Below are 19,316 nucleotides of genomic sequence, written 5' to 3' on the forward strand. Positions count from 1 at the left end.
GGGCAGTTTCTGCCATCTCCGTAACTTCGAGATAAATGGCTTCCGTCATTTTCCCAGAATGTTGATTGCTTTTTTTAATACTTCAAGGGCATCCTGTGCATCTCGTAATTCTCGTTTTAATCGTGCGATTTCTTTTGCTTCATCAGAAGCATAGTTACCGGAACCTCGGCTTTCAATATCACCTGTTTCACGCAGTTCTTTCTGCCAGCGTGATAAAGTCTGCTGACTGATTCCTAAATTTGTAGCACAGCCCTGCAGTCCTAAGGTCTTGTGATCATGATAATACTGGACTGCATCCAGCTTAAATTGTTTGTCATAGTGCTTTGCCATAATGAGATCCTCCTTCAGTGCGGTACCTACATTGTACCATAATTTTTCTTATAAGGAATTCTCATTTTGACTTGTACTATTTATATTCTAACACCATAAATCAGTAATGGGTGTACGCAAAATATTAGTGTGCTATAATTTCTTATCTTCTTTCCCCATTTCCTTCTCACATATATCTTCTTTTCTAATACACATGAAAATAAAAAAATGCATAATGGAAATGTAAAAATTATATATGAATATTTCCCATCATTAACACCAAAAAAATATAATAATGAAGCCTCTATCATTAAACCACCAAAGGAAATAACAACTCCCCATCCTCTATATTGAGAAACTTTTAAATAAATTTCATGTTTTTGCGAAGCCAACACTCCAACCAACATACATGGTAACGCAAGACAGATTCCATCGAATACTCCACTAAGCAGATTCCATATATGTTCTATCATTTTAATTTCCGGAACTCCAATCCATGAATATCCATATATTAAACTTTTTATCAAATATAAAATACATCCCACATAAAAAGCCTTTTTCATTTCCACTACCTGTAATAGTTTATACAAGAAAATCATTCCATAAATCAAACTTACAAAATACCAAAAATGATATACTGTTCCTCGAATAAAAAAAGCAATTGCATAATCTACTACTGCACTCACTCCACTCCAACCAATAGAATTCCAATATGGTACTTGCCACAATAAGTAAATTCCTGACCAAATAGTATACAATAGAATTATTCTTTTAAGATACTTTGTTAGTTTCAAACTATTTTCTTGACATTTAATAATTTTCCCTTGTTTTGAAAAAAGAATTTTTTCAAAAAAGAAGAATGCAGAAGCGGTATAGAAAAATGGAACTCCAATTCGTGCGATGATATCTCCCTCAAAAAAGTCTAAAGTCTTTGAAAATGACAAAAATGGTCTAATATGTATCGATACAATTAGAATTGCACATAACATTTTAAAAATATCTATCGTCTGTCTATCTGTAAAATTATACTTTTCCTCATACATTTTTCAATTCCTTTTTACTGTAAGTTTTATTTTATTTATCGGGTCCATTAGTATATTTTTTTCATATTCGTTTAATCCAAATCTATACATTAAAACTAAGTAGCAAACCGTATAAATTGTAATTGCTACAAAAAAAGGAATCCACGATTTAATATTGATATAATAATTGATAATCATCCCTAGTAAAAACATCGCTACAGGTACTTTTGACATTTGAAAAATATTTTTCCAAAAAAGAGGAATGTCAATCCCGGTAACCTTATAATAATACACATTCATAATAATACCTTGACCCACGATATACGACACTCCCGAACATAAAGCTGCTCCAACCTCTCCTAAATAAGGCACTACACAATATGTAGAAATAACATTAATTATAGCAATAATCAAATATATAATTGAGCGAAACTGATGCTTGTTCTGTGCAACAACAATACTAACTCCAGTATTTTGAATAAGAGGTATACATAATGGGAGAAGTGTTAAAATAGCAATCCAATATGATTTCAAAAATTTCTCGCCTGCCCACAATATTAAGAACTCCTGACCAAAAACAGCAAATCCTGATATCACCAAAGCAACTATCAAATATTGTATTCTTCCTACTCTAATAAACAGGTCTGTTAGTTCCCCTTTCTTTGCATCTTGTGCAACCATTGTTGTAACACGCGGTGTTAATACTCCAGAAATTGACGATGATAAACTTGTCACCATTCCATTAAATGTTCCGCCAATATTATATACTGCGACAGCTGTACTACTAGCCATCATTCCTAAAATCACCTTATCTGTAGACCAAAATAGCATATCTACTATCGTTCCAATGAAAACAAATATTGAAAAACCCAGCATTTCTTTTATCATTGGCTTTGGTAATATTGATAATCTTGGATGTATCTTTAATACCTTCAAACAGTAAATCACATTTATTGGAAGCATAATAAACTGAATAACTGTACTTGATATAGCCATTCCTACAGATGCATATCCCAGATAAAGCGCAACTAAATTTCCTATTGGTGCAATGACGGTAGAAAACATATCTACAAGCCGACGAAAAATGTATTTTTCATGTGACATTATAACCGATGAAAACACACTTATCGGAAAAGATAATGCCGAATTAAATGTCATAATCAAAACAAGAATATACATTTTCTTTATTTCTTCCGGAAACAATCCTTTATGAAATATTGAATCGACATTATTAGCAATAGCAAAACCACATATCATAACAATTAATGCAATTCCACAGTATAATGCTAAAAAAAATCCAAATACTTTTTCCTCTTTTTCCTTTTCATTTGTTGCCCGAAACATAGTTATATATCGAACAATTGTACTTCCAAATCCAAATGTTAGTAACGATAAATAACTGATTACAGAAGAAGAAAGAGAATATAATCCATATTCTGCCTCCCCTAACATACGTAGCATCACTGGAGTATAAAAAAAGGGATAAGACTACTCAGTGCTAAGTTAATATATGAAAGAGCTGCTCCTGCTCTTAATTGATTCATTTGTTTTTTCATATTTATAATTCCTTTTCTATCTCAACCACGTTCTTACACTTCTTTTTATTTTTTGTAGTGCTGTCAACTTCTCTTTTCTCACATAATTAGTGGTAAGTTCTTTTAATAAATTATCTAACTCTTTATCCTTCCATTGTGAAAAAAAATCTTTTCGTCGATTATTTCTTACAGTAGACTCAAGTAAACATTCATTCCAACAAGCAATTTCTTTTATAGTAGAACGTACAATATACAAATCCTCTTCTACTTTTTCCATCCATTTTTCCCCTTTTTCACTATGTATAATAATAGCTGATGCTCCATTATTATTGTGAAACTTTGGATGGTACTCTTTGACTGCCCAGAAATCTCCTATTGTTAAATCGCTACATCTGCTAGCACCTTTAAATTTACATTCAAAACATGATGGTCTCACATATAAATTCTGAATAAATCCTTTCATATATAAACTTTCCGAATAACTTTCTTTTATAATATTTCCATCATTTAAATAATAATCTAACGTAATTTTATCCATTCCCTGACTTTTATTTCTAAAGGTTACCTTTTCAACCTTATTTCCCTTAGAAATTTGTTTTAAATAATGTTCCCATACTTTTGGTGATGGAACACCGTGACAAATCAAATCAACACATATTAACTTATCATATTCTTTTCCCAAAAAACTTTTTAATCCAGCCACTTGACATGGGGTTCCCGAAAATAACACCATCCTATTTTGAATCAAAAATTTTTTAATGTCCGTAAAAACATTTTCAATACGACTCTGAACATACTTCGTCCCTTTAAGTCTGGATAATTCATTTTCAGATTCTATTATCAAATGAAAAACCAGTTGCTTTTCATCATATGCTGCTCCACATACGATACCATTTTCTAAAAGCACTTTTCTTGCTAAAACCGAAAAAACTCCTCCAGAACTACTTTCCATCTGTTCCTCCTGTTTTTTTGCATAGCAACCATATGCTAGTTTTAAAGGGAGTTTTGGCGGTTTATGAATTATCGGACATACTTTCTTACATTTGCCGCAACCTATACACTTTTTTTCTGAAATTGTGGGATATAAAAATCCTTCCTCATCTGGTTGCATTTCAATCGCTTGAACCGGACAAATATTATAGCAGGATGAGCAACCACAACACTCTTCCTTTTGATTTAACACATTTTTAACTTTTTTCTTTTCCACAATGATTCACCTAAAACAATTCTAAAATTTTCTCTTTTGCTTTATACCCTTTTGACATATATTGAGGCATTATTTCCTTTAGGTGCTTATGGATATCTTTATAGTTATTATCTAACCACCTAAATGTTTCTACCAAGGTCATTGAATCTTGTAGTTCCTGCACTGGAATTACATACTTATCTTCTGTTCCAAAAAGGTCTTTTGCAATTCCTCTTGCTTTTACCGAATATCCCACAACTAATGTTGGTACTAAACTAGAATACGCTGCAATAGTAGCATGTGTTCTCGCCCCTATAAATAACCTGCAATGAGAAATTATGTATTTTAATTCTGGTGCGGTATGATCTTCAACTAACACAATTCTCTTATTTTTTCCTAAATCCTCATATAACTTTCGCAAAACTTTTCTGTCATCATTGTTCTCCCAAACTACATGCGGAATCAACGCAATTGTGGCATTACTTTCATCAATAATATACTTCATTAATTCCAAATAATTTTTATATGCAATATCAGAATTTTTTGCACATTTTAAAATCATAGGACTAATATTGATTCCAATAACATCCTCTTCTAAAAGTCTCGAATCCATTTCGCATATTTGCGGTTCCATGTAGAAAGCCGGATCGGGGGATAAAATTACATTTCCACCAATCTTTTTAATCGCTTCATATGTAATACTCTCTCTTGCTACAATCATATTGTATCTTCTCAAATCCTTTGAAGTTTCTGGTTCCTGAACAATATCTGGTTCAACAGAACATCCCCATAATACTGTTTTCAAACCTTTTTGATGATAAATTCTATTTAAATCCCTATATATTTCAGTTCCTTTGTAACAATAATTATCTCCTCCAATAGAAAGCGCAATATCACTTTCTCTTTTTGCTTGCTTTATCATAGGAATATAAATAGCAGCGTCCATATCGCGATAATTACCAGTAATTTTCATTTTTAAATATGCATATAACATCGAAAAATTAAATTTCTTTTTTGAAATTGATAAACGTACATTTCCAATTTGTTCCAATCCATATTTTTTATCTTCTTCTGGTGCAATTGAATATATAACAGGTTCCTCTTTCAATAAAGCCTTTGTTCCACGCACAATTGCTTCACATCCATGATTACCACTTCCACCATTCCCATAAAGTATATATTTCATAACCTTCTCCTTGTAATATCTATCTTTTAATTAGCAATTTATTAAACACTCAAATTGATCTATTATGCATTCTTGTCGGAAATATTCCGGACAAGATGTATTATTTTTAATTACTTCAAATAAATTCTTATCATCTATAATCTGTTTAACTCCTTCGAATAGTGCTTCAGGAGATGGTTCTACTAACAGACCATTTTTTTCATTTTGAATAAATTCGCACGGGCCTCTAGATTTTGTAACAACACATGGTATTCCCAAAGTCATTGCTTCCAAAATCGTTAATCCCTGTGATTCTACATATGATGGATGTACATACAAATCTGCATCTGCAATATAAGGATATGGATTTTTTTGACTTCCCACACATATAATATTTTTCTGTAAATTCTTTTTTAAAATTTCTTTCTCAATATTCTCACGCTCTATTCCATCACCTACAATGTACCACTTGATTTTTTTATATCCAAGTTGAATCAAATCATCCATCACATATATAATATTAATCATTCTCTTCTCAGCAGATAATCTTCCTACAGAAACTATTTTGAAATTTTCTTTATCCGCTTTATAGGGATGAAATGCCTTCCCTTTCTGTATAAGTTCATCAACGATTATCATATTCGGCAATACAAGAATGTCATCTTTTTTTTCAGGAAAACGCGGTGTAATTAATTCTTTCGTAGCATTTGAAACACATACTATTGAGTTTATATTCTTTAAAGCACATTTCCAATTTTTTACTGTGGTTTGTCCATACTCAAATTCTCCATGATGCCACCACATATATTTTCTTTTAGCCGAAACGCAAAAACTAATGTAATCATTACTGATACCAACTCTATATGCAATTGCACAATCATATTCTCGATCTGTAATATTTAATACACGTAATAAAGCAGTACACTTCACACTAATTCTACTTCTAAGCATAAGAATTATTTTTATAACTATATTACGAAACTCTTTCTTACTGATGAAGTCTATCATCTTTTTTTTGAAAGAACCATAAGTAGGTCGCAAATCACATAAAATAATATTAACCTCTGATGGAATTTGTGGTAAATATTCTCCTAATCCTTCAAATAGTAATAAATCAACTTGGTGTCTACTATAATCTATAGATTTTAGTAAATCCACGAGGGATTTTTCAACGCCTCCTATTCCAAGGTGACCATTAGTAATTAATATTTTCATCTTCTTACCATCCTTCATATTAAATCAGTATGTCACAATTTTAAATCTATATTTTCTCTTTAAATCATATTTTTATATTGATATTTGCGTCTTTGTGAAAGTATTAACCCTACTGGCATTAATAATATAGTGAGTAATTTACTATTTGACTGTTTTAAATACTGATAATTTTTAGCATAGCAAGTCAATGCAATCATTTGAATAGCATCATGGGATTTCTCTTTAATCGTTTTATGTATAAGCATATTTTGATTATGCATCATCGCAAATCCCATAGGATTATTTTTCACTAAACAATCATCTTTTGTCTGTCCATCTGGAAGGTATTCACAAATATATAGTTTTTCTGCTCTCCAACGCATTTTCCAACCACATAACGCCATCTTAAAAAAGTTTAATTGTTCTGGTGCATATTTCTCATCCGGCCAAACTTCAAAGGGATACTTACGAAAGAGTTCTGTTCTATGAACTTCACACATATCCATATCTAAATTATATTTTTTACGCTCAATATGGCTTGCATCAACAAACCCTATTGCTTTATCTATTTGAGGAATCTGATTTTTCATATATTCCCCATTCGGAAAACATCTAGCAAATCCAATCCCCGCAATTTTCGGTTCATCTTTTATTTCTTCTAACCACTTTAATACAAGTTCTACCGTATTGGGTAAAATATAATCATCTGAATCAAGCATCATAAACCATTCTGTAGATGATTCATTTACTCCAAAGTTCAATGCTCTTGGAATTCCAACATGTTCTAACTTATTATATATAATCGAAAAACCATTTTCATTATTCATCCAACTTTTAACTAACTTTTCAGTTCCATCTGTTGAACCATCATCTGTAATTATCCATTCAAAATTCTTATTTGTCTGCATTTTTAATGACTCATATGCCTTATCTAAAATATATGCTCTATTATATGTTGCTGTATGTATTGTCAATTTTGTCATCATATTTCCTCCCCAAAAAGAATCTTTTTCACAACCTCTTTAGGTTGAAATTCCATAACTTTTTCAAAGTTCAATTGCTTATCTTTTCCCGCTATCTTTTTAATACCGTCTAAAATACTCTCTATATCATTATTACAAAAATAATACCGTTTAAACTGCTTAAAATAATCATAAAGCATTTGTTTTTCTTTTTCTGTTCCGTCTAAAATAAATAAAATAGGTTTATTCGTCAGAGAATAATGGTAGATTTTCCCTGGTATTTGTCCTCCTTGCAAATTGCATAAATGAACTAAAACATCCGTCTGTTCTTGTATTTCAACTAATTCATCTAGTGTTACTCGTCCCTTTATCTTAAGATTTTTTGTTTCTTTCAACTTTAAATCTGTATCACCATAAATATATCCATAACTATTATTTAAACACATTGCTTCATAAAATGGTTGTAGATTTCTTGTTTTACTAAAGTAATCTCCAAAATACCCAAAAGTAGTACCATTGCTTTTTCTATTACTACTTTCCTTTTCATATTCCATTGCTGGTAATGGAACAAATTTCATCTTTTCTGCACAATCCGGATAATATTTTTTTTGATACATCAATGTAAGCGGACTTACATAATAAATTTCAGATGCTCGGGAAAGTAAGTGATGCTCTTCTTCTCTAATCATCTCTGTATGTCCACCATATAAATCAAAATACCACGGATCTTCCCATATTTGTACCCATCGTTCAAATTTAATTTTTCCTCTATCTAATAATTCTAATACTACTTTATGACTAGCAGCCGGACTTGAATTTGAAATTACCAAATCATATTTCTTCGAACTACAATAATTCCTAGCGTTCTTTATCCATTCTTTTTCCAATGGGTATATAGGATCTACTGGGAATAAAAAATAAAAAGTTGATTTCAATGCATACCTAACTTTTTGTTTTACTGGCACTTTTCTTGACGAAGATTCTATTTTATTGTTTTTTTGATTATCAACTTCTTGTGAAAGTCCTACTCTTCGAAACCGCCTTTTTAATTTTTCTATTTTAGAAACATTATTATATATATAATATTGAGCTTTCTCCCATTTTGGAAGACCTTTATCACTCTCTCCCCAACTATCATTTGCCATTATAATGTCAACCTTACAGCCATTTTCCAACAAGCCCTGTATATAACAATTATGACTCATATTGGCTGACGTATTTTTAGTAAGGCAAGTCCCCACAACATATAGCACTCTCATTTTCTTCTCCTTGTTACCTTATTTTCATTATATTGTGTTTTTACTCAGAGCATAAAATATCTGCAATTCTTTTTGATGCAAAACCATCACCATACGGATTACTGGCATTCTTCATTTTATTGTATTCAACTTCATTTTCTAATAACAATTTAAAATTCTGATAAATTATTTCTTCTTCCGTACCCACCAATTTCAATGTTCCTGCTGATATTCCTTCTGGTCTCTCTGTTGTATCTCTTAATACAAGAACTGGTTTCCCCAATGACGGAGCTTCTTCTTGTATTCCGCCTGAATCTGTAAGAATCAAATAACTTTTATTTAAGAAATTATGGAAATCCACCACTTCCAATGGCTCAATAATATGTATTCTTTCTTCATCTGCTAATATCCTATTTGCAATCTCTCTTACTACAGGATTCATATGAATAGGATATATCGCCTTTACATCCGAATATTCTTTCATGACCCGACGAATCGCCCTAAACATATTTTCCATTGGTTTTCCCAAGTTTTCTCTACGATGTGCAGTTATCATTATCAATCTGCTTCCCTTAGCCCATGCCAATTCAGGATGAGTATAATCATCTTTGACCGTTGTTTTTAAAGCATCAATAGCTGTGTTTCCAGTAACATAAATGCTACATGCATTTTTTCCTTCCCGCAACAAATTTTGCTTAGAAACTTCTGTTGGCGCAAAATTATATTGACTAATAATACTAACAGCCTGTCTATTAAACTCTTCCGGATATGGTGAATAAATATTATAAGTTCTTAATCCAGCCTCCACATGTCCTACTGGTATACGTAAATAAAAACAAGCTAATGCAGTAACAAATGTTGTTGATGTGTCTCCATGAACTAACACAACATCCGGTTGCTCTTCCTCTAAAACGCTTTTTATTTTCGTTAGAATATTACTTGTAATATCAAATAGTGTTTGTTTTTCCTTCATAACCGACAAGTCATAATCTGGAATAACATGAAAAATCTCTAGTACCTGATCCAACATTTCTCTATGCTGACCCGTAACACAAACAATTGTTTTTATGCTTTTTCTCATCTTTAATTCATTTACCAATGGACACATTTTAATCGCTTCAGGGCGTGTTCCAAAAACCAACATTATTTTTTTCATATTCTACTCCTTACTCATTACAGTACTTATGTTTTACTAATTATCCATAAAACCCTCTATTCTATTCCAAATATCTGACTTTTCATAATCATTCGTACTACAATTATTCCTTAACATTTCTAGTTTTTTAGGATTTTTCAGCAACGAAACAATTCCTTCTGCACATCCATTATTATCCATCGGAACTATTATTCCATCTTCCTGATCTTTAAGTTGACTATCTGCGGTTGTATATTTTGTAATAGCAACTGGTTTGTGTAAAAACTGTGCTTCATGTACAGTAACAGAATTCCCTTCATAGCGACTTGGTTGAACATATAAATCACATGCTTTAATATATGGATAGGGATTTACCTTCTTTCCAAGTATGATTACTCGTTCTTCCATCTGATATTCAACTATCTTTCGCCGTATTAATTCTTCATCTCCTCCAAATCCTATTAAATACCACTTTACATTAACTCCTGCATTAAGAATTTTCTTACAAATATCTGGAACATTATCAAAATTTTTTGCTTTACAGAATCGTCCTATAGACAATATCTTAACACTTCCATCTTTAGACATCTCATTCTCTACTGAAAATTCAACCGCTTGTTTTGCTATAAATTTTGTTGGCATCGCATTCTCTACTAATCGGATTTTTGATTTCAAAGTTGGAAATACTTTAAGAAAACTTTCTGTTACATCATCCGAAATTGATGCTATATAATCATATTGATTCCACATCTGCAATTCTGATGTAATATCCACACTAATTTGGGAATAATCCGTATGAATCCATGCAACCTTTTTCTTTGCGTTTACTTTTTCAGCAACAAAATAATGAGGTGTTAAGAAACTAATTGCTAAATCATATTCACTATTCCCTATTGGGGGCATAAACAATTTTGTAAACTTATGACTATATTCTAAGCCAATAGCATTTTCCCCATTAATATGTAGTTTTTTTACTTTTTTCTTTGCTAACTCTTTTCCTAATATTCTCCCTAATACTACCCCTATTTTTTTACTGCGTATCACATTAATAATTGGCACAGCAAGACACGCATATTCTGGTATCTCTGAAAGTAAGTGAACTTTTTCTGGCAAATAAGGAAGTAATTCTCCCTTATGTCTCATTAAAAACAAATCAACTTCAAAAACTTCATAATCAATTTTTTCTAACAGCCCAAGCAATGCACGTTCTGCTCCCCCAAGTTCCATTGCATGAGAAAATATTAAAATTTTTTTCATTTCCTTTTTATCCATTCAAAACAATCTTTTCCAAACAGCCTATGAAATACTCTGGTAATATTACTGCGTAAAATTGCTTTTCTACTTAAAGCACTTTTCGCATACCAGTGAATGCTCAAGGTGTTAGCAGTTTTATTCATTAAACCCGTAGGGTCATCATATGGATTCATATATTCCACTGGAAGAGTAACAACTCTATCTATTTCTTGACGCTCTCCGTTAATCTTAAATCCAAAAGATAACAGTACCTTTGTATTTAATATTGGACAGCCTATCATTTCCATTCTTCCATTAGAATCATAGTGGAAATCATCATATAGTTTAATCATTTCTTTAACTATTGAATGCCTAGCCACACTTCCAAACCCTAAGCCTGAAGCAATATTTTGACTATTTTCAAAGGCAAAAAATGCATCATACCCTAACAACTTATCAAATGAAGAAATCACCTCTACATCTGTATCAAAATATATCCCCCCATATTTTTCTACAACTATAAGTCTAACTAAATCACTCAAAAACGCCCATTTTTTATTTTCATAACAGTATTGAGTATATTCGTTATAATTTAAATCAAAATTGTCTTCATTCCATTCAATAATCTCATAATCTGGACACATTTTTTTCCAACTATTAATGCATTTATGTGCTAATTTAGTTTTTTCTCCACGTCCAAACCAACAATAATGTATTTTTTTTGGTATCATTTTAACCTCCTCACAATTAAACTTAAATAAAATTCCAAGAACAGTGCATACTATAATAATAAAACGCCAAATATCCCAAAATCATAAATATGCGCATCATAATCACACTACGCTTTTCAAATATATTTTTAATCTCCCACGGCAATAAAATATAATTATATAATGAGAAATAAATCGGAATTCTACCTATAAATATTCCACTCGTAAAAATGGACACAATGTAAAATCCTGCTGATATCAGTGACATATTAACACAATAACTAATAATCGTGTCATTTTCTCTATTTATTTTTTTCCTACCTAAAAATGCCAATATAGTTGGAACAACATAAACTAATACACGCAAAATATTTGTTCCATCATCTTGAAAAGACTGCCAATCAGAAACAACATTTTTATACTGCGTTTCTGCTAAAACCGTATCTAAAACGCCAGTAAATTTTTCAATCCCTGCCACTGCTATAATAATAAGCCCTATAAATAACAATGTTTTCTTATTCCATGCTTTTCCTTGGCAAATAAAGATAAACGGCAACATAATAAGAGCACTTTTATGAAATAAGGACGCCAAAAGAATAATCAATATTGCCTGCATATATTTTTTTTTCAATACCCACTCAAATGCTAATACCGTTATCGTCACTGCTGTAAACTGACGAATTCCATTGTACATCCACGATATATAATCCGTTGACGCAATAAATAAAAAAATACTTGTTACATACTCCAACGAATATTTTCTATATAGTCTAACCAATATAATTCCCTGTATTGCTGCTAGGATACAGAAATATATTGTTTTATCTGATGTAATAAAAATTTTTATTAACACAGAAAAAAAGGAGAACCCTTTATCTTTTGTAATACCACTCATATAAGTTGCTATTTCCCCTACCTGTTGTGGCATACTTTGAAAGTTTCCTGCATAAACGTATGTATCTCCTATGTACTCTCTCGTTCCAGCCCAAAATATAATCGGCAACATAATAATTATTGCCCACCAAATTGGATATCTATATTCTATTTTATCCCCAAATTTCATTTTTTGTTTAGGTATCTCTATTGATATCAGACCAGCCACTGCGAGCCAAATTAAAACTAGAATATATTCTGACATATTGTATTCTCTCCTACTATGGTTACAGTGCCTTTATCGTTTCCTCTACAACCATCTTCTTATCAAACTCATTTTCCATTTTTGTTCTTCCGTCTTTCCCCATCTTTTTCTTTTCTTCAAATGAAAGTTGAATGAACTGATTCATTTTTTCATACAAACTTTTTTGATCTTTTGCACCACACAAATATCCCGTCTTACCATCATCTACAGATTCTCTACAGCCCGGAATATCACTTGTGATTACAGGCCGTCCCGATGCTGCTGATTCCAAAAGAACATTACTCATGCCTTCATGATAAGATGGAAGTACAACACAGTGTGCCATCTTATAGTACGGTCTGGTATCTTCTTGAAACCCGTGAAAAACTACAATATTATCTTCCACTAATTTTTCCACAACTGCTTTGTATTCATCTTCAAAAAATCCTATCATATCAAGAATAATCTTATCTTTGTATTCTTTCTTCAGCCGACGCATTGATGCAAAAAGTTCGTCCACTCCTTTTTCTTTCATAATACGTCCAACAAACAAAAAATGTACCTCATTCTCTTCTTGTGGATATTCCTCATATGAGTAATACTCCAAATTTACTCCTGCTCCATTTAATATTGTCTGTTTCGAAAGTGGAATAATCTTTCTTACTTGAAATTCTTCTGCATTCGCTTCATTCTCAAAAAATACTGTTTTCACTTTCCCAAATGCAAACTTATAGAGCATAGTTACAAAAAATGCCAATCCTTTTTTCTGAAATGCCGTTCCTAATCCCTGTACATTTGCCGCATATGGAATTTTCTTAAATCTACAAACAATTCCCGCATATATATTAGGTTTAATAGAATATGTAATTACTAAATCAGGTTTTTCACTTTTTATAATTTTAGAATAAGTTTTCAACAATTTTAAATCGGTAATTGGGTTAATTCCTCGTCTGTCTACCTCTGTTTCTATACAACGGCAACCCATTTTCTGAAATTCATCTTCCTTCTTTACAAAAGGCATACTGATGACAATTTCATGTTTCTCCAATAATTTTTGTATCAGTTCTCTTCGGAACTGATACAGCATATAAGAGTGGTTTGTTATAATCAAAATTTTATCTTTTTTTTTATTCATTTCTCCTGTTCCGCCTTCTACCACTCCTTCTGACTTTAAAACAGAAAAAATAGTGCGCACAAAACAAATAGCGTCCATACGGAAACTCATATGTTTTACATAAAAACCATCTAATTTTGCCTTTACTTCAATTTCTAATTCATCGCGTCCATGTACCTGTGCCCAACCCGTAAGTCCCGGTGTGACATCATTTGCCCCATACTTATCTCGCTCAGCAAGTAAATCATATTGATTCCAAAGTGCCGGACGTGGTCCGATAATACTCATATCGCCTTTTAAGATATTAATAATTTGAGGAAGTTCATCTAATGATGTTTTTCTTAAAAATTTTCCGATTTTTGTAATATACTGATCCGGATTAGAAAGTAAATGTGTCGGCATATCTTTTGGTGTGTCGATTCTCATCGTTCTAAATTTCAGTATATTAAAATATTTTTTATGTAATCCTACACGTTTTTGTTTGAATAAAACCGATCCGGGTGATGTTATTTTAATGGCAATACATATGATTAAGTAAACGGGTGATAACAAAATCAGTCCCACTAATGAACAAATAATATCTATACTTCTTTTTATTTTCAAATAATGATTCTGTTCCATTCCTCTACTCCTCTTTCATCACATACGTCGGCACCATCTCTTTCACCATCTGGCGAATTAACTCGCTGTCCTTATCCGAAGCCGCTTTCAATTCCTTCAACTGTCTCATAAATACAGCCTCGTTCATATCAATCGGTTTTCCTATATGAATCAGGTTGTTATCCGTTGCCTGCAAACCTTCCTCGTCCATGAGAAGCTCTTCGTATAATTTTTCTCCCGGACGAAGTCCCGTATATTTAATTTCAATATCTTCCCCTACTTTAAATCCCGAAAAGCGGATAAGATTTTTCGCCAAATCTGCTATTTTCACAGGTTCTCCCATGTCTAAAACGAATATTTCCCCACCTTTGGCGTACGCTCCCGCCTGCAGTACCAAAGATACCGCTTCCGGAATCGTCATAAAATATCTGATAATGTCAGGGTGCGTAACCGTGACCGGTCCTCCCTCTGCAATCTGCTTCTTAAATAAGGGAATAACACTTCCGTTACTTCCGAGAACGTTTCCGAAACGAACTGCAACAAATTCTGTCGGGTAGAATTTGTCCAACGTCTGTACAATCATTTCACACATACGTTTGGACGCTCCCATGATATTTGTTGGGTTTACCGCCTTGTCCGTTGAAATGAGAACGAAACGCTCAACACCGTGTTTTCCTGCTGCTGATGCAGTTTTATATGTACCAAATACATTGTTTTTAATCGCCTCGTTCGGGTTGTCTTCCATTAACGGCACATGTTTGTGTGCTGCCGCATGGTAAACAACATTTGGTCTGTATTTACCCATGATTTCATCGATTCTGTGGGTATTTCTCACGGAAGCAATCAGAGCCACAAGATCCAATTCAGGATATTTTCTCTTCAGTTCCTGTTGAATCTCATAGATATTGTTTTCGTAAATATCCACAATAATCAACTGTTTTACACCATGTCCTGCAAGTTGGCGACAGATTTCACTGCCGATGGAGCCGCCTCCGCCTGTTACAAGTACGACTTTGTTTTGTACATATCCTAAAATTTCATTTAAGTTTACTTTTATCTGTTCTCTTCCGAGCAAATCTCCGATTTCTACATCACGAAGTTGGGATACGCTCACCTCTCCGCTCACCAGTTGATACATTCCCGGAAGAATGCGGATTTTACATTCTGTATGCTGGCAAAGGTCTACAATTTCTTTAATCGTAGATTTCGGCGCCGAAGGCATTGCGATAATAATTTGGGTTATCCCATATCTTTCAACTGCGGAGATAATGTCTTTCTTTCCGCCTACTACAAGGCAGCCTTGAACATATTTCCCCTTTTTTGCCGGATCATCATCGATCATACAGCATACTCTTCTCTTTAATGTCTCGTTCAAACGCAATTCCTTTACAATGGCTGCACCCGCATCTCCCGCACCGATTACCATTACATTGGACATTTCTTTTCTGTTTCTGATAAAATATTCCGTTTTCATAAATCGCACAAAGCGATAGAAGAATCGAATACCAATCATCATTGCAAGAAGGAACATTGTATATAAAATATCGTAACTTCTCGGAACGGGATTTTGGAATGCCCTCATTCCAACCGCATTTACAATTCCCGATATAACAACTGCAAGAGTTATATTTACCAGTTCATTTACGCTTGCGTATTTCCAAAGACTTGTGTACAAGTGAAATGCATAAAAGATTGCTATTGTACAAATAATATTAATTACTGCATACTGGTATATGGATTCCAGAAAAATTCTGTCAATGTCTGCAAAAACTAATTCAAAACGAAGCCACAATGCAAGAAATGACGATAACATTATGGCTATGATATCTCCTGCCAGCAGTAATATGACGCGCATATGCCACTGAGTATTTTTTTCAGTTCTTTTCATCATTTGCCTCCTCATATTTTTCCATTACTTTATCTCATTTTAATACTATCCATAGTATTTTTCCCCATACCCATAATATTTTTTTCTGTTTCTTCTCGGCACTTTATTTAGTACGACACCGAGAATCTGACAACCGCTTTTTTCCAGTTTTTTCTTAACTTCCTGCGCAATGCGATATTTCACCTTTTCTGATTCAATAACCATTATTGCCCCGTCACACTGCTTTGCTGCGATTGCCGCATCGATGACCATTCCAAGCGGCGCTGAATCGATAATAATATAATCATAAATTTCGCGGAAAGAATCCATCATCTTCTCAAAACGCTCGTTTGTCAATAATTCCGCTGAACTTTTAACGCTCGGTCCGGAAAACATAATGTGGAATCGCGGAATATTCGTTGACACTACGGCTTCCCCGAGAGAACATTGCCCGGAAAGGAAATGCGACAATCCATATTCTACTTTTCCCACATTTAATCTTGAGATTAATACAGACTTTCTCAAATCAGCATCTACAAGCAGCACTTTTTTCTGCATGGCAGCCAAAGACTGCGCCAACTGTAATGCCGTATTTGTCTTTCCTTCCCCCTGAAAACAACTGGTGAGCAAAATGGCTTTTTTATCATCTCCACAAAACAGTAAATTTGTTCTCAGTGTTTTGATTTCTTCTTCTAGTTCGTATGAAAGTTCGTCTTGTGTAATTTCAATCTTTTTCATCTTTATCTCCTATTTTCTTCTAGTATTAACTGTGGATTTCTGACAAATATCTCATTCGCATATTCTACTCCCACTTTTTTCTCCACATATTTTTTACATTCTTTCATATTTGGTCTTCTTTTCTGCAGACTGTGAGCATCACTTGCAATAAAATGGATTAAATGTTCCTGCAGCACTTTTTTACAAAAATGTTTTTGAGAAAATCCCATCTTTCCAAGCACCGCCGACGTATTTATCTGCATATAGGCTCCCATCTGTATTAGTTCCTCGATATACTCTTTATGTTTATTCAGGCAGGCATATCTCTCAATATGCGCTAATATAGGATTATATCCTTCCGATACCAGTTCATATACACTGTTGCGGATCTTCTGAAAATCATAATGGTAAGAAAATTCAACCAGTACAAATCTTGTTCCATTCATCTGAAAACTCGGATTTTTAAGAAGTGTTTCCATCAATGCCGTATCTGCATAGCATTCTCTTCCCAAATATAAATTTACGTCAAATCCCTTTTTCTCTACATATTCCTGAAATTTATGAAACTTCCACTCAATCTCTTCCGCCGATGTCTCGAACATTCCTTTTCGATAGTGTGGAGTCAGAATAATATTTTTGACCCCGTCATTTTCCTGCATTTTAATCATTTTCAACGCTTCCACTACCGTCTTTGCCCCATCATCAACCATGGGAAGAATGTGGTTATGTATATCAGTCAATCCTCTCATACTTTTTTATCTCTTTCTCTCAATCGGAACAGACGCCAATACGTTCAACTGTAAATACCGCTCAACATCGTCCTGATTTTTGATTCTGTCGTCCATAAGGAAAAGAAGAACAAGAATTCCCATCATCAGTACCGCTCCTAAAAGACCGCCTACTATCATGTTCTTGGTTGTGTTCGGTGTCACCGGATATTTTGGCTCTATCGCTTTTTCTACCGTACTTGGTTTATCTTTTCCCATTACTTCCTGAATTCTCTCTGCCAATGTGTCTGACATTGCATTTGATAAAGATTTTGCCAGTTGAGGATCAGCGCTTGTCACTGTTGTTTTTAACATACTTGTGTCTGTAGGGTTTTCAACGGAAATCATTCCTGCAACTTCTTCATATGTCATATCCAAATTTACTCTATTAATCGCATCTTCAATAACAGGTCGGCTCTTCGACAATGTAATAAAGTCTGAAGTCAACTGTCTGCTCAGGTTGATATTAATGGACTCTCCCCCTTGGGTTCCCAGCACATATATCATTGATGACGCCTGATACAACGGTGTTACGCATATTTTCGTATATCCAAATGCCGCGCATACTCCCACTGCCAGACTTAAAAGAATAAGCCACCATTTTCGCAATAACAGATTCAATATTTCTATTAAATCAATCCCTGTTTCCTCGTTTTCCCATGTTCTTTCTTCCATGTTTCCTCCTGTTGTCTGTCATCTGTTTGCTGTTTACTTTTATCTTTCACTTCATGCAGGAAATTTCTCCCTGCCGACATGAAAAACAGCATTGTTTTAAAAACAACGCTGTCCCACATAATCTGTCTTATTTTCTATTTGAATGCCGTTCTCTTTCTAAACACAACAGCACCTGCCAATGCTGCGATTGCAGCAACTCCCGCAACTGCTACCCTAGGAGTTTCACTTGTCTTTGGCGATTCTGTGGAAGAAGCAGATGTATTCTTGTCTACTACAAATGCTACCGGTGACAAAGAATCAAATGTTGCTGTGATTGTACCTTTGCCCGCTTTTGACGGTTCTTCTGTCCATGCTCCATTCTCATAATGAAGAATTGCTACATTTGTTGACGCTAACACCCCCGGAACTTTGAAAGTAATCGTCACCGGGAATGACGGATTTCCTACTGCTCTTACTTCGCGGACATCAACAACTTCCATTCCGTCCACATAGCTATCTCCGATAATATCTTTTAATGTTTCTTTGCTTTGCAATAACTTTGCTGCTGTTTTTCCCTCTTCCGTAAGTTCTTCAATAATAATTTCCACGTTCTTGCCATCTTTATCTACTGCTTTTGTATATTCTGTCACAACGGCGTTCTTCTCAGGACTTGGAGTTGCAAATGCGGTAATTCCCATTGCAATACTTAAAGTACCTGCAAGTACCATGCCCAAAAATTTCTTTCCTAATTTCTGCATTTTTATTCCCTCCTACCTCAATTGTAAACCGAA

The 19,316-nt window shown here is 33.6% G+C and carries 19 protein-coding genes; all 19 read right to left on the reverse strand.

Going from position 1 to position 19,316, the window contains the following annotated elements:
* Nucleotides 1–45: 45 nt before the first annotated feature.
* The 19 genes from ACYQ35_RS02135 to ACYQ35_RS02225 all read right to left on the reverse strand — a co-directional run bounded on the left by ACYQ35_RS02135 (nt 46) and on the right by ACYQ35_RS02225 (nt 19,283).
* Nucleotides 46–330: a transposase gene (locus ACYQ35_RS02135; RefSeq protein WP_459829726.1), complete on the reverse strand. Its 285-nt coding sequence runs from the start codon at nt 328–330 to the stop codon at nt 46–48.
* Between the two features lie 80 nt (nt 331–410).
* Nucleotides 411–1,352 (reverse strand): acyltransferase family protein, encoded by a 942-nt coding sequence (locus tag ACYQ35_RS02140; RefSeq protein ID WP_459829730.1) that lies wholly within the window; start codon nt 1,350–1,352, stop codon nt 411–413.
* 3 nt (nt 1,353–1,355) lie between these two features.
* On the reverse strand, nt 1,356–2,783 hold the full coding sequence (locus ACYQ35_RS02145; protein ID WP_459829732.1) for a lipopolysaccharide biosynthesis protein: 1,428 nt from the start codon (nt 2,781–2,783) through the stop codon (nt 1,356–1,358).
* A 120-nt stretch (nt 2,784–2,903) separates the two neighbouring features.
* On the reverse strand, nt 2,904–4,073 hold the full coding sequence (locus ACYQ35_RS02150) for a Coenzyme F420 hydrogenase/dehydrogenase, beta subunit C-terminal domain (protein WP_459829736.1): 1,170 nt from the start codon (nt 4,071–4,073) through the stop codon (nt 2,904–2,906).
* Nucleotides 4,074–4,083: 10 nt separating this feature from the next.
* Nucleotides 4,084–5,238 (reverse strand): polysaccharide pyruvyl transferase family protein, encoded by a 1,155-nt coding sequence (locus tag ACYQ35_RS02155; RefSeq protein WP_459829740.1) that lies wholly within the window; start codon nt 5,236–5,238, stop codon nt 4,084–4,086.
* A 30-nt stretch (nt 5,239–5,268) separates the two neighbouring features.
* Entirely contained in the window at nt 5,269–6,432 is a 1,164-nt protein-coding gene (locus ACYQ35_RS02160) for a glycosyltransferase (RefSeq protein WP_459829743.1), read from the reverse strand.
* A 59-nt stretch (nt 6,433–6,491) separates the two neighbouring features.
* Entirely contained in the window at nt 6,492–7,394 is a 903-nt protein-coding gene (locus ACYQ35_RS02165) for a glycosyltransferase family 2 protein (RefSeq protein WP_459829746.1), read from the reverse strand.
* Nucleotides 7,394–8,518: a glycosyltransferase family protein gene (locus ACYQ35_RS02170; protein WP_459829749.1), complete on the reverse strand. Its 1,125-nt coding sequence runs from the start codon at nt 8,516–8,518 to the stop codon at nt 7,394–7,396. The genes ACYQ35_RS02165 and ACYQ35_RS02170 overlap by 1 nt, the downstream gene beginning before the upstream one ends.
* 154 nt (nt 8,519–8,672) lie before the next feature.
* Entirely contained in the window at nt 8,673–9,767 is a 1,095-nt protein-coding gene (gene wecB / locus ACYQ35_RS02175) for a non-hydrolyzing UDP-N-acetylglucosamine 2-epimerase (RefSeq protein ID WP_459829753.1), read from the reverse strand.
* A gap of 36 nt (nt 9,768–9,803) precedes the next feature.
* Nucleotides 9,804–11,018: a glycosyltransferase gene (locus ACYQ35_RS02180; RefSeq protein ID WP_459829756.1), complete on the reverse strand. Its 1,215-nt coding sequence runs from the start codon at nt 11,016–11,018 to the stop codon at nt 9,804–9,806.
* The gene (locus tag ACYQ35_RS02185; protein ID WP_459829776.1) at nt 11,000–11,782 is read right to left on the reverse strand and encodes a glycosyltransferase family 32 protein; all 783 of its coding nucleotides are present in this window, start codon (nt 11,780–11,782) and stop codon (nt 11,000–11,002) included. The genes ACYQ35_RS02180 and ACYQ35_RS02185 overlap by 19 nt, the downstream gene beginning before the upstream one ends.
* Nucleotides 11,733–12,827, reverse strand: coding sequence for an EpsG family protein (locus ACYQ35_RS02190; RefSeq protein ID WP_459829759.1), 1,095 nt, complete (start codon nt 12,825–12,827; stop codon nt 11,733–11,735). The genes ACYQ35_RS02185 and ACYQ35_RS02190 overlap by 50 nt, the downstream gene beginning before the upstream one ends.
* A gap of 22 nt (nt 12,828–12,849) precedes the next feature.
* Nucleotides 12,850–14,541, reverse strand: coding sequence for a sugar transferase (locus tag ACYQ35_RS02195; protein WP_459829762.1), 1,692 nt, complete (start codon nt 14,539–14,541; stop codon nt 12,850–12,852).
* Nucleotides 14,542–14,545: 4 nt separating this feature from the next.
* The gene (locus tag ACYQ35_RS02200) at nt 14,546–16,408 is read right to left on the reverse strand and encodes a polysaccharide biosynthesis protein (RefSeq protein WP_459829766.1); all 1,863 of its coding nucleotides are present in this window, start codon (nt 16,406–16,408) and stop codon (nt 14,546–14,548) included.
* A gap of 45 nt (nt 16,409–16,453) precedes the next feature.
* Entirely contained in the window at nt 16,454–17,125 is a 672-nt protein-coding gene (locus ACYQ35_RS02205; protein ID WP_009462300.1) for a CpsD/CapB family tyrosine-protein kinase, read from the reverse strand.
* A gap of 2 nt (nt 17,126–17,127) precedes the next feature.
* Nucleotides 17,128–17,853 carry a CpsB/CapC family capsule biosynthesis tyrosine phosphatase gene (locus tag ACYQ35_RS02210; protein ID WP_009462299.1) on the reverse strand — a complete coding sequence of 242 codons (726 nt, stop codon included), beginning with the start codon at nt 17,851–17,853 and terminating at the stop codon, nt 17,128–17,130.
* A gap of 6 nt (nt 17,854–17,859) precedes the next feature.
* Nucleotides 17,860–18,546, reverse strand: coding sequence for a YveK family protein (locus ACYQ35_RS02215; protein ID WP_009462298.1), 687 nt, complete (start codon nt 18,544–18,546; stop codon nt 17,860–17,862).
* A complete protein-coding gene (locus tag ACYQ35_RS02220; protein ID WP_172618729.1) occupies nt 18,501–18,665 on the reverse strand; it encodes a hypothetical protein in 165 nt (54 codons plus the stop codon). The genes ACYQ35_RS02215 and ACYQ35_RS02220 overlap by 46 nt, the downstream gene beginning before the upstream one ends.
* A 15-nt stretch (nt 18,666–18,680) precedes the next feature.
* Entirely contained in the window at nt 18,681–19,283 is a 603-nt protein-coding gene (locus ACYQ35_RS02225) for a hypothetical protein (protein ID WP_459829772.1), read from the reverse strand.
* Nucleotides 19,284–19,316 lie beyond the last annotated feature (33 nt).

It is taken from the genome of Faecalimonas hominis (genome assembly GCF_054660755.1).